Origin of the sequence: Haloferula sp. (assembly GCF_049672945.1) — a bacterium.
In the GTDB taxonomy this organism is placed as follows: Bacteria; Verrucomicrobiota; Verrucomicrobiia; order Verrucomicrobiales; family Akkermansiaceae; genus Haloferula.
Map to the genome: position 1 here is coordinate 1 of NZ_JBATWY010000093.1, position 13,085 is coordinate 13,085.

At 57.8% G+C, this 13,085-nt stretch carries 9 protein-coding genes and 1 rRNA gene; 2 read left to right on the forward strand and 8 right to left on the reverse strand.

Annotated features, from left to right (window positions below; all coding sequences use genetic code 11):
- Both WBG04_RS08115 and WBG04_RS08120 read right to left on the reverse strand, forming a co-directional pair.
- Positions 1-284, reverse strand: a 16S ribosomal RNA gene (locus WBG04_RS08115); the annotation flags it as partial.
- Between the two features lie 665 nt (positions 285-949).
- The gene (locus WBG04_RS08120; protein WP_424313905.1) at positions 950-2,017 is read right to left on the reverse strand and encodes a CNNM domain-containing protein; all 1,068 of its coding nucleotides are present in this window, start codon (positions 2,015-2,017) and stop codon (positions 950-952) included.
- A gap of 92 nt (positions 2,018-2,109) precedes the next feature.
- Between WBG04_RS08120 and WBG04_RS08125 the strand changes: the two genes are divergently transcribed.
- Entirely contained in the window at positions 2,110-3,819 is a 1,710-nt protein-coding gene (locus WBG04_RS08125) for an ABC transporter ATP-binding protein (protein ID WP_424313906.1), read from the forward strand.
- 209 nt (positions 3,820-4,028) lie between these two features.
- Positions 4,029-4,328: a hypothetical protein gene (locus WBG04_RS08130; protein ID WP_424313907.1), complete on the forward strand. Its 300-nt coding sequence runs from the start codon at positions 4,029-4,031 to the stop codon at positions 4,326-4,328.
- 111 nt (positions 4,329-4,439) lie between these two features.
- On the opposite strand, the gene WBG04_RS08135 is transcribed toward WBG04_RS08130, so the two are convergent.
- The 6 genes from WBG04_RS08135 to WBG04_RS08160 form a co-directional block, all read right to left on the reverse strand.
- Entirely contained in the window at positions 4,440-5,738 is a 1,299-nt protein-coding gene (locus WBG04_RS08135) for a glycosyltransferase family 4 protein (RefSeq protein ID WP_424313908.1), read from the reverse strand.
- A gap of 48 nt (positions 5,739-5,786) precedes the next feature.
- A complete protein-coding gene (locus WBG04_RS08140; protein ID WP_424313909.1) occupies positions 5,787-7,937 on the reverse strand; it encodes a glycoside hydrolase domain-containing protein in 2,151 nt (716 codons plus the stop codon).
- 130 nt (positions 7,938-8,067) lie between these two features.
- A complete protein-coding gene (locus WBG04_RS08145; RefSeq protein ID WP_424313910.1) occupies positions 8,068-10,242 on the reverse strand; it encodes a vWA domain-containing protein in 2,175 nt (724 codons plus the stop codon).
- A gap of 21 nt (positions 10,243-10,263) precedes the next feature.
- Positions 10,264-10,788, reverse strand: coding sequence for an RNA polymerase sigma factor (locus tag WBG04_RS08150; protein WP_424313911.1), 525 nt, complete (start codon positions 10,786-10,788; stop codon positions 10,264-10,266).
- 162 nt (positions 10,789-10,950) lie between these two features.
- A complete protein-coding gene (locus WBG04_RS08155) occupies positions 10,951-11,517 on the reverse strand; it encodes a signal peptidase II (RefSeq protein ID WP_424313912.1) in 567 nt (188 codons plus the stop codon).
- A 74-nt stretch (positions 11,518-11,591) separates the two neighbouring features.
- On the reverse strand, positions 11,592-13,085 hold a 1,494-nt coding region (locus WBG04_RS08160; protein WP_424313913.1), incomplete at its 5' end, for a class I tRNA ligase family protein.

Sequence of the window (13,085 nt, forward strand, 5' to 3'; positions counted from 1 at the left end):
CTACCCGTCGTCGCCTTGGTGAGCCGTTACCTCACCAACAAGCTGATAGGACGCGAGCCAATCTCATAGCGGCAGCCGAAGCCACCTTTACCCTTGCGGGACCATGGGGTATTAATCCGCCTTTCGGTGGGCTATTCCCCTCTATGAGGCATGTTACTCACGTGTTACTCACCCGTGCGCCACTAAGAATACAATTAGCAAGCTATTCATATTCTCCGTGCGACTTGCATGTCTTAAACACGCCGCCAGCGTTCGTTCTGAGCCAGAATCAAACTCTCCGTAAAAAACGTATGTCCATGGAATTGCTCCCATGAACCAAAATTGACCTCGGAAAAGATCTTCACCCCCATCCGAAAACAGGGGCTTCCTTCTCTTCCAACCACATATCGGATCCATTCAAAGTCCCGACATGCAGCACACAATTTAGTCTTTCCTCTCCACTCGAAAAACTCCCACGAGACTTGGCACCAGCGGTGCTTCCCCTCCGTAGCCTTCGAGCCATGCTGTAAAAGATCTCTCATCGAGGGGACTAAAAAGCCGATCAGATTGCCAGGGTGGCCCGCAAGCCCGGTCCCAACTTCCGATCGACTCTCGTCTCTCGTGCCGTCCCGTGGGGTGCGGCGGGGGGAAACTACATTTCCTTCCCACACCGTCAATACCTTTCGGGACGTTTTTGTGAGAAAACCGCTCGTCGCTCCCAGACCCCTGAAAACCAGTGGTCCGACTGCCAGCCGCGACAGGATTCGGGCTCTGAAAAGCTTAGGCTTCCAAAATCAATTCGCAGAATTGGTCGGAGGTTTTTCCAGTCTCCCTCCTTCCCAGTGGTGGATCGCTTGCCATATCGCCCCAGACGAATCGAAACCACGAGGATGGAGGCCCGAGCAAAGGTCACCTCGCATGCCCTTCAAGACAAGCGCTGTCGGCCATCCGATTGCGGAGGACCGCGCGACTACTTCTCGCCTGAATCCATCCCCTCAAGCGGAATCCCCATGCGGCCCGCACGTTCCGCCCAAAGCTTGCGGGCAAGCACCTGAAGGTCCGCCACCTTGTCCTGCTCATCGACGATCTCCACCCCGACGATCGTTTCGAGCACGTCTTCCAGCGTCACCAGCCCGACCGAGGTCCCGTATTCATCGTGAACCAGGAGCACGTGGGCACCTTCATCCAGGAATCTGCGGAAAAGACGGTCGACCCCGATCTGCTGGGGCACGGCTTCCAATGGCCGACTCACGCTTTCGAGACTCGCGGTGCCGTCCTTGAGGCAGGCTTGCAAACCATCTGATTTCAGCACGAAACCGTGCACATCATCACGATTCGAGCCGTAGACCGGGATGCGCGAGAAGGGCTTGCCATCGATCTCCTTGGCGAAATCCTGCAGGCTCATGGACTGCGGCAGCATGTAAATCACCGGTCGCGGCGTCATGATGTCGGACACCCTCACTTCACCGAGCTGAAGGATGTTTCGAACGATCGCCCCCTCCTCCGACTTGAGCACACCTTCTTGCTCGCCCAAGTGCGCCACCGCCAACAGCTCTTCGCGGTGCATGGGTTTCTCGTTGGCTTTCCCAAATGTGATGAGCCGGGTCACCTGGCGGCAGAGCCAGACCAGCGGGTAGAGCACGAGCTGCAATTTGGGCAGAACCCACGCGGTGCCGGGAGCGAAGAAGCTGGAATAACGCGCACCAAGGGTCTTGGGGATGATCTCGGTGAAAATCAGGATCGCAAAGGTGAGGACGCCGGCAAACACCGCCTCCGTGCCATTGCCATAGATCTTCGCATATTGGGCACCGGCACCCGCCGCACCCATGGTGTGGGCGACGGTGTTGAGCGTGAGGATCGCGGAAAGTGGACGATCGATGTCCGATTTCAGCTTTTCCATGGCGATCGCCCACTTGGCTCCTTTCTGTTTCGCCGTCTGCACGGTGGTCGGCGTGATGGTCAGCAGTGTCGCTTCGAGCAGGGAGCAAAGGAACGAGAATCCCAATGCAATCAGGACGTAGGTAATCAGTAGTGCCATGTTCTTGAGCAGAAGACTCTCTGCTAGCGACCATGCAGGTCAATGAGACAGTTCCGGTTGGTTTTCCAATCGACAGTCTGCATGCTGAAGCCGTGTTCCTCCGTCTCCTGCGCCGAACCGCCCGATACCGTGCCCGCGCCGTGCTGGTCTTCCTGTTGGCGGTCATCGGCACGGCGCTGGTGCTGGTCCTCCCCGCGATCGCCAAGCAATTCACCGATGTGGTGATCGGGGAAGGCCGACGCGACCTCGTGATCCCCACGGCACTTATCGGACTCGGAGCGATCGTGCTGCGTCAGGTCTTCCTGTCCCTGCGCTCGCTCGCCGCACAATCCCTCGAAGCACAACTCGTCCACGATCTGCGCGTCGAGCTCTACGACAAGCTCCAGCGACTACCGGTTCGTTGGTTCGACAAGAATGCCTCGGGCGAAGTGATGAGTCGCGTCGCCGACGATGTGCCGGCAATGGATCGCGTGATCGTTGAAGGGCTCGATACGGCGCTGGCTGCCATTCTTCAGTTCACCCTGATTCTTGCCGCGCTCTTCTGGCAGGATTGGAAGCTCGCCCTGGTGACCATCGCACCCCTTCCGATCATCGCTCTCATCACCTACTACTACTCTCGTTTTTCGGAGCCGCGCTGGCGGGAATCGAGCGAGGCCTCGGCCGCCCTCCACTCACAATTGCACGATTCGCTTTCCGGAATCCGGCAGATCAAAGTTTATACCGATGAACCCGAAGCCCTGAACCGCTTCGAAGATGCCAGCCACGTCTCGCGCCGCAAATACATGCGTGTCATGAAAGGCCAGGCGATCATATGGCCCGGCATTTCGATGCTCGCGGAGTGCGGCATCATCGCGATGGTCGCGTTTGGCGCCTGGCGAGTGCTCAACGGAGAAATCACGGAAGGCGTCCTCTTTTATTTCCTCTTCGCTTGGGGATTCATTTTCGATCCCATTTCCAAGATCAATCCCCTCACCCAGGTCTTCAATCGGGGTCTGGTTTCTGCCATGCGGGTCTTTGAGATTCTGGATCGACCCGAAGAGAGCAATCTGGTTGAAGGACTGAAACTTGAATCCGTTCGCGGTCAGATCGAATTTGAGAAGGTATCGTTCTCCTACGACGACGAAACTCCCGCCATCGAAGGGATTTCCTTTGCCGCCGCTCCTGGTCAGACCATCGCGCTGGTGGGGCCAACCGGTGCCGGCAAGTCGACACTTCTCCACCTGCTCGCCCGCTTCTACGAGCCAAGCAAAGGATGCATCACCCTGGATGGCGAACCTCTGAAGAATCTATCCAAGGAATGGCTGCGCGACCACACGGGCTACGTCACTCAGGACAGCTTCCTTTTCAACACCACGCTGCGCGAGAACCTCCTGCTCGCCAGGCAGAACGCCAGCGACAAGGAATTGTGGAACGCCCTGGAGTCCGCCAACGCCGCAGACTTCGTTCGCCAACTCCCAGAAGGCCTCGATACACTTGCAGGAGAACGCGGCATTCGTTTCTCCGGCGGCGAAAAGCAACGCCTATCGATTGCGCGCGCACTCCTGAAGAATCCACCGATTCTGCTTCTCGACGAAGCAACCTCGGCACTCGACAACGAAACCGAACGCCTCGTGCAGAATGCCCTCGAACACCTGCGCGCTGATCGGACCTCCTTCGTCATCGCCCATCGGCTCTCCACCGTCCGCTCGGCCGACCTGATCTGCGTGCTCGAAGGCGGACGATTGGTCGAAAGCGGCTCGCATGACGAACTCGTTGCAAAAGGCGGGCTTTACGCGCGGCTGAGTAAAGCGACGATGCGCTAGCGAGGCTTGGAAGCGCTGACTTTTCGCGATCAGGCCTTTCAAGAATCTCAGACTGAGGCAGCAAGGAAAAACGCTGCAAATGAGCCACCGGAAATTACCTTCCTTGCGAATGCAGGAATCAAGACTCCTCACAGCATTATCCGTGACAAGACATCAGCCTTCACGCCACGCTCTCTCCCTCACCACTTCAATTGCTCCCTACCCAACCCATGCAGACCGTTGTCCAAGTCCCAGATTCCAGTGAACCCAGCACGATTCGCGAAGTCGTAAGCGCCCTTAAGAAAGAAAAGCTCGAAGCCAAGCATGAAGCGAAGAACTGGGGCGACTGGATTCACCTCGAAGGCTGCACCACGGTCATCAGCATCGAATCAATGCGCGGACTAACGAGCACCGCGACCATTGAACACGGCGAAGACGAAAGAAATGACCCGACTCTCGCCATTCTTGCCGCCTTCCACAAACTTGGTTGGATCGGTATCGATGAAGATGGCGAATATCCGCTGGGCTGACGACCCGCCCGTCAGGACCGTGCCCAAGAGTCGACCCAACAAGCGAACCGTGTCGTAGGCACTTTCCTTCGGAACACCGATCTTCGCAGACTCACTCCTTACGGGCCGCCATCAAGCTGCTTCAATTCTGCTGACGGCCCGGTCGAGCAAAGTCCCGAGAATCTCCGTGCGGTCAAATCTCAGCGCAAAGTTGCGTGCGTCGGCCGAAAGCCGCGCCCGATCGTCCTCGCTCATGTCGGCCACCTGATCGAGACAGGCCCTCAAGCCTTCCACATCACCGGCGACATGTTCGAGGCAATGGCCTCCACTGGCCTCCGGAATACCGCCGGTGCGTGTCGTGATCACCGGACCAAGACCACCAGCAAGCATTTTCTCGGCGACTGCGATCCCGAAAGTCTCGACGAATTCGGTTTTCGGTTTGCTCGGTAGGCACCAAGCGTAGCACCCGTGCATCAAAGCGCCCTTCTCAGAATCACTGACGTTATCAAGGACGATCACATCACCGAACTCGGCGGCCATTTTCTTGATCTTATCTTTGGACGGACCATTACCACAAATGATGAGCTTCTTCTTCCCACGCAGTTTGCAGTCTTTCCAGGCAGCGATCAGATCATCGACGCCCTTGGCCGGTGCAATGCGTGAAAGGAACATGACGTAACCATCGCGCTCCAATCCACGGTCTTCCAGAATCGATTCAACGAGCTCCGGTTGGTCCTCGATTTCAACGTAGGATTGAGTATCAATCGCCGGATAGCTGATGCCCACACGGCTCTCGAGCTGACCGGTAAAGGAGGTTCCCAGATGCTCGTCCACCTGCCGACCCGCATCGATGATCAGATCCTTCGTGAAACGACTAACCGCGACCGGATGGTCGTGTTCGAGATAGTTGGAGAGGACGATCTGCGCAGCACCGATGCGTCCTTGCGCCAGGGCATTCCCAACCACGTTGGTAATGTCGGATCCCACCGCCTCACCCACAGTGAAAACGGATGAACCCGTGCCCGCCATGCGGAAACTGTTCACTGCCTGCATCACCATCAACCCATGGGGCACGAGGTAGAGATCCATCAACATCGTCCGCCCTGGAAGCTTGTTCATCAGATCGACGAGATGACCACCGATCCCAAGTGCGAGACGTCCGTCCAGCACCTTGTAGTCGCCCATCGGTTGGGGCCGATCAATCGTGATGCCAGCCGAGTAGGGACTGATCGTATCAAGCGGCTTCAGTGGCAGGGAACTCGCCTTCAAGGTATCCAGCGGATAGCTGACAATATGCACGTTCTCCATGCCCATCGCCACAGCAGCCTCCGCCAGGTTTCTCGCCTCAGTCGAGTGCCCACAAATAATCGGGTCGGCACGAACGAGAAATACGGCATTCTGGACGGCTGCTTCCTGGCTGATAAATGGCATCGATCTTTAGATTTGGTTAAACATCAACTAGCTGCAGTTACCATGCCATCACGGTGAAAAGCTAGGTGGCCGTTCCGTCACGCCAAACTCCGAAGCCTCACTTCCCATCGTCAGCACAAGCGTGCCTCCCGTTAGAAATTCCTCCATTTTAAGCCAGCTCCGGCGGATTGGGACCCCATTCAGAATGGCCTCCCGAACGAACACATTCTCCCTCGAATTTTCTTCCGCCACGACGGTGAAATCCCCGCCCGGGAGATGAAAAGTCGCCCGCTCGAACAGCGGACTGCCAATCAGCATCACTGGCTGGCCGCACACTGGAAACAAGCCACAGGCATTCCAGACATACCAGGATGAGAGCCCTCCGGAATCATCATTTCCCGGCAAACCACCCGGTCCCGTGGCGAACTGACAGTCCATCACGCGCCGCACCACTCGGGCCGTTCGATCATGACGCCCGGCGTAAAGATAGGCATAGGGCGACTCCATGTCGGGCTCGTTGTTGAGTCCCTCGAAGCGATGAACCCGCTCACCATGACTCGCCTCCGAGAAGCCGAAGAACTTGTCGAGGAGGCTGACGAACTGCCGATCTCCACCCGCCAGTTCGATCCGCTCTTCCATGTCGTGCATGAAACGGAACGAGTAGTTCCAGTTCTCACCCTCGTAGTAGGTCGAGTCCTCTCTGAGCAATCCCGTCTTCGGATCGAAGGCGTTTCGCCAGTGTTCGATCATCGACGAAGATTTATCGTGGATCAACTGGTGCCCGACGCTCCGCGCCATCCGCGCCATGCAGAAATGCGCGTAGGAAATGTCCAAGGTATGCGACAGCGGATCGACTTCATGCCGCCGCGCATACTCCCCGAATCGACTCTTTCGTCCCTTGCCGCCCTGGCTCGTTTTCCAGAGCAACGACAGCACCCGATCCCAATCCGCCTCGATCCCCCGCACCCGGGCATCCTCGAGAATCGCATGGCACAATCCCGTTGCCTGTTTGGAGAAACGATCCGGCACATTGTCCATCAGGTAGCTGATCGGAAAGCCGCCTTCGCGCTCCGCCACTTCGCAGAGAAATTCGACGAATGCCGCCGCGCGCTCCGGCCACAGGCTCATCATCAAGGGAAGCTGCGTTTTGTAGAGATCCCACAGCGTCGAAAGGTCGAAGAAGAACGGCCCCGACTTCCCGGTGAAAGGGTTCTCATTGGAGAAATCCGCTGGCTTCAGGCAAGAGTGATAGAGCGCCGTCGTGAAGATCTCCTGCTGCTCGGGCGTGCCTCCTTCCACCTCGACCTTTGAAAGCACTTCTTCCCAAGTCTTCGCCCCATCCGTTACGCAAGCATCCCAATCCAGTGACAGCCCCGCCTTCGCTCGCGCCCCCTGCTGAAGTGAAAATCCAAAGCAGAGCTCCATGGTCGAAGCCTCACCACCGCGAAATCCAAAACCGAAATCCGGCCGATATTTCTGCTTTTCCAGCGTGAGTTCGTACTCCTGACCATCGAGGACGTCATCGTCTTCCCACAACCAAGCGGTGCCTCCTTCACAAGTGCAACAGAAGTGCAGCGGGATGCCCTCCATCACCACCTCACCTGCCACAGAGCCATCCTCCTCGATCCAAACTTTCGACCACTGAGGATAGTTCCCCATCTCATCAATCAGCAGGCCTCCTGCCGAAACATCGACCGCCACCTGCGACTCGGTCCCTTCCGGAAAATGATAGCGATGCCGAACTCCACGGCTCGCAGCCACGACCTCGAATCCAATCCCCGTTTCCTCAAACTTCCCGGCGTAGTAGCCCGGCCAAGCCTTCTCATCGACAAGCGCGCAACGCTGCAAGCGCTCCACCAGACCGCCGTCACCCAATGGCGTCGTCAGCAGGTAATTGTAGTACATCCTGATCCGACCCGTGCCGCTTTGCTGAAAGTGAGCAATTCCCAGCGCCTCATGCTTCCCGAAAAGCACCGGCGGCGAGTCCCCGCTCAGCGAAACGGCATAGCGCCCGTAGCCCGTCACGTAAGCGCCCGAATAGGCACAGGCCGAGACCATTCCAAAGGGCAGCGTTGCCCCCGGATGCGTGTTTCCGATCGGCGGCTTGGCACACCACCAGGTCGCGGCAATACCCTCGGGCTTCGGAAGATCGGCCTCAGCGTAACCGAGAAACGGGTCGACCCGCGCTAGGAAAGGCAGATCGTCAGGGCGTTGAGTCATTCATCATCAGAGGCTTTCACTCCAACAAGCAGCTCCCGGACCAATCGATCAACCTAGCAGACGGACCGCTGACTTTAGTCGGCGCTTCATCCAAAACGCGCCGGCTGAAGCCAGCGGTCCAGCTCTCCAATCACTTGAGCGTCTTCAACATCTCGATAAACTCCGCCCGTTGCTCCTGCGGATCTTCGGCGAGAGTCGGCTTGGCGATCTCGATCACTCGGTCCCAACTCACCTCGTCTACCTCGTCCATCTTCCGCAATTTCATTCCGAAGAGCGCCGCGGCCGAGGCCATGCGGAAATCATTGCCCGCCTCTTCCCAAGCCAGCGCGTCCCCCTTCACCGGGGTCTCGATCAACTGGCTCTTCTCGCCTTCCGGATGCTTGTAGCGCAGCTTCAAGGTGAACCAGTCATCGCTCTCGACCAGCTCCTTGCGACCTTCCGGACGCTGATAGCGAAGCTCATCGACCTCACCGACACCCGGCGCATCCACTCCGACAGGCACAATCTCATAAAATGCCGTCACCGTATGCCCGGCACCGATGTCGCCAGCATCGACCTTGTCATTGTTGAAATCCTGATTCCGCAGCACACGGTTGGCGTAGCCGATCAAACGATAGGCCTTCACCTTGCCCGGATTGAACTCAACCTGGATCTTCACATCCTTGGCAATCGTCACCAGCGTGCCACTCAACTTGTCGAGAAATACCCGTTTCGCCTCACGATCGCCATCGACGTAGAAATAGTTGCCGTTTCCATCGTTGGTCACCGCTTCCATCATCGCATCGTTCAGGTTGCCCGAGCCGAAGCCAAGCACGCTCAAGCTCACACCCTTCGCCGCCCGCTCCTTCACCAGCGCCACCAGCTCGCCCTGACCGGTCGTGCCGACGTTGAAATCCCCATCGCTCGCCAGGATCACGCGATTCACCCCTTCGGCCTGCATGTTCTCAAGAGCCATCTGATAGGCGCGCTTGAGACCGGCACCGCCATTCGTCGATCCACCGGCTTCCAGTTTCGCCAAAGCCGCCGTCGCCTTCGACTTGCCCTCTTGATCGAGTCGGGTTGGTGGTAAGACCACGCCTTCCGTTCCGGCATAGACCACCATCCCGACCCGATCACGCTCATCGAGTTCATCGATCAGAAGCTTCATCGCCCGCTTGAGCATCGGCAGCTTGTCCGGGCTCTGCATCGAGCCAGAAACATCGATCAGGAACACCAGATTCGAGGCCGGACGCGCGTTGTTCGCCACTTCCCGACCCTTGATCGACACCCGGGCCAGCAGGTGATCCGTCTTCCACGGACAAGTCGCCAACACCGACTGCACCCGGAACGGACTATCGCCTTCCGGCTCAGGGTAGTTGTAATCGAAGTAATTGATGCACTCCTCAATCCGCACCGCATCCGGCTGGATGCTGCGACCCTCGCGGATCATCCGACGCAAGTTCGTGTAAGACGCCGTATCGACGTCGATCGAAAAGGTCGACATGGCATCGTCCCATGGCGACTTCCAAGGTTGGTCGACGAGCGGGCCGTAGTTGTCGCGGCCAGCATCAGGTCGCACAACGATCCTCCCCCGAGGTTCAGGCAGAAGCGCAGTTCTGTCCAATTTCCGCTTCGCAAGGGAGGCATCACTCCCACCGCCAACCTGTGGCTTAACTGCAGCATCCGACCCGAAAAACGAATTTCCGCCACCTCCGCCGCCACCATCTCCGCTAGCCCATCCATCACCAAAATCATCCTCAGTTCCAAATGCAGCGAACGGTGTCGAGGGGCTGCCAGCGGGAACTGGAATCTCAGCGGGAGCTGAGGTGTTTGCCGCAATTACTCTGGCTGAGCTCGCACTGGGCGCACCCGGCAGACGGATCGGCGATGGAGTTCCTTCGATCAAAGCCTCGGGCAAGACTTTGGTTCCACGCGCCGCTGCCTCTCTTTCGGCCACGTCCATCAGGCTTACCTTTCCCTCTTCTACAGGAGACAAAGCCATTTCGTCACTACTCGCCGCTGCCGAAAATGGTCTCGCTTTCTCCTCGATCGTCATTGCCTGAATCTCAGACCCCTCATTCACGGCCAAACCCGTCTTCTTCGCCTTCTTAACTGAAAAGTTGGTCTGCATGGTGAGAACCCCCGCCGCCGTCAACGCCACTAACGCAGCGATCGACAGCGGCATCGCCCGCTTCCACTTCGACGACTCTTTCTTAGGCTCACCATCCAGCGCGGCATCAATGCCCGCCAGCAAGGCCTCGTCGGCTTCACGCTTCCTCGCCTGCTCCTTCAGCAAAGCGTCCATCAATTGATCTTCCGGTTTCATCTCTCTAAAATTGGTTCGTTGTTAGTTTGAGCGCGAAAGGCATAAACGCAGCGCTTCCCGCGCCCGCTCCAGTCGCTTCCTCAAGGCAGGTGCCTTGGTTTCCAAAATCTCTGCCGCCTCATCCGAAGTACGGCCTTCATCGTAAATCACCCTTACCACCTCCGCCATCGGCTCCGGCAGCTTGCTGCGGCACTCGGCAAGACGGGCAAAAAGATCCGCATCCTCCGAGGAGACCTCAAATGGTTGCTCCAAGCGGGAAAGCGTCTCTTCATCCAGCGCCACCTCCCGTTTGTATTTCCGGCAATGCTCACGCCACTTGTTGCGGACGATCCCCCGCATCCAGGTGCCGAAGTCGCGACTGACATCGAATTTCTCCAAACTCTGCCACGCCGCGACGCAGGAATCCTGCACCAGGTCGCGGGCGGCGGCTTCGGACTTCACCAGCGCGGTGGCATAAGCCACCAAACCCAGATGATGTCCACGGATCAGATCGGTGAATCGGTTTCGGTCCATGACGGGAAACTCAATGACGGTGGCAGCTTGCATGACTCTTCACCCTCCATTGATCCGAGCCGACCAAATTGTGACAGGTTTCTGCAAGAACCGCAGATCGAAATGCCTTTCATGGAGCGCCGGTTTTCAACCGGCACGAATCAACCAAGCCACAGGTCCCCCATTGCCGGTTGCAAACCGGCGCTCCCGGCAATCTCAATCCTTCTTCTCTTCCTTCCAACCGGAAATGAAGAGAATCACGGCTGCCACGCAGATGCAGGAATCCGCCACGTTGAAGGACGGCCAGCGGTAGTTGATGAACGGAATCGTGAAGTCGAGAAAATCGACCACATAGCCCGCCTTGAACTTTTCCCAGACACTGGCGCCCTGCAACTCCTCGAGACGCCACCCCTGCACCAGACGATCGGTCAGGTTTCCAATGATCCCGCAAAGCAGCAGCGACACCGCGAGCAGGCCCAGCTTACCAATGAAAAAGTTCTTCCTGAGCCCCAGTCCGATCAGCACGAAAGCCGTCAGCGAGATGAATGGAAACACCAGCGGCGCCCACTCGGTGCCATTCCCCATGCCGAAGGCCACGCCCTGGTTGTGAACACGCACCAGATTGAAATAGTCGGGGATCACCTCGATGATCTTCTGATCACGCGGTGCATCGATCCAGGGCGGCACAAAGCGGTCCACCACCCAGAACTTCGTCACCTGGTCCAAAATGTAGAGCGGCAGGGTCAGCCCCAGCAACCACGGCACAATTGATCCTTTTTTCATCTGACCGGTCGCAGACCGCACCTCCGTTTTGACATGGAAAAATTGAGCATTGGAAATTGCCGCCGCCTCATTCTTCAAGCACGCGACACCGTTTGAAGCACTTCTTCACAGCGACCACAAAGCTCATTCGAACCAGGCGGCTCATACCTGCGGCAGCGCGGACACATCGGATGATCCGATTTCGTCACCGCCACTTTGAACTTCGATCCAGCCGAAACATCGAAATCCGAAACGATGAAAAACTCGCAGGCAAACTCGCGGTCACTGAGCAGCGAATAGACGGGCTCACCTTCCTTCACCACCAGCTTCACCGCCGCCTCGTTGTTCTTCTTGAACGCCTTGGCCTGCACTTGTTCTTCGATCGCGGTCTGCACGTCGTGACGGATTTCCAGCAAGCGACCGACCTTCTTCGTGGCGTCGCCCGCAGCGAAACTCGGATCCGGCTCGGGAAAGTCCTGCTCATGCACGCTACCTTCGGTGAAGGGTGCGAACTCCCAGGCTTCATCAGCGGTAAAGGCAAGAATCGGTGCAAGCAGGCGGCTCAGGCTACTGAAGACATCGTACATCGCCGTCTGGCTGGCACGACGGCGAACCGAGTTCTTCGCATCGCAGTACATCCGATCCTTGGTGGCATCGATGTAGACCGCAGAGAGTTCGGTCGCGCAGAACTGGTTCAACTCATTGAAGACCTTGCGGAACTCATAGCGTTCGTAGGCCTTGCGGCACTCGCCCACCACGTGATGCAGCCTTTCAAGGATCCACTGATCGAGCAGCGGCATGTGGCTCGCCGCCACACGGTCCATCTCCGGATCGAAGCCATCGAGGTTTCCAAGAAGAATCCGCAACGTGTTGCGCAAACGACGATAGGGCTCGGCGACCTGCTTGAAGAGGTCCTCACCGAAAGGCACCTCGGTTTGCCAGTCGACCGAACTCACCCACAGCCGGACGATGTCCGACCCATACTTGTTGTAATAGTGGGCCGCATCGATCGGCTTGCCGGCCTTCTCGGCCTCGGATTTCGAAAGCTTCTTCTTGTCCTTGTCGACCACGAAGCCATGCGTCAGCACGGTCTTGTAAGGTGCCACACCGCGGTAGCCGACGCTCATCATCAGCGAGCTCTGGAACCAGCCGCGGTGCTGATCGGTCGCTTCAAGGTAAAGATCCGCCGGAACGGTCAGCTCGGGGCGCTTCTCCATCACCGCCACGTGCGAACATCCGGAATCGATCCAGACGTCAAGCGTGTCGCGACAACGCGTCAGCCCCTTCTCCAAACCAAGCCGCTCGCAGAGTTCCTCGTCGCCGAGTTCGAACCAAACATTGGTCCCTTCACTTTCCACCAGGTCCGCGACCTTGAGCGCGGTCTTCGCACAAAGTACGGCCTTACCATCCTTGAAAAACACCGGCAGTGGCACGCCCCAGGTCCGCTGACGCGAGATGCACCAGTCCGGACGAGCTTCCACGGTTCCGTAAATGCGATTGCGCCCCCAAGCCGGCAGCCACTCGACCTTGTCGATCTCCTGCAGCGCCTTGTCACGCAGTTCATCAAGCGAGATGAAGAACTGCTCGAC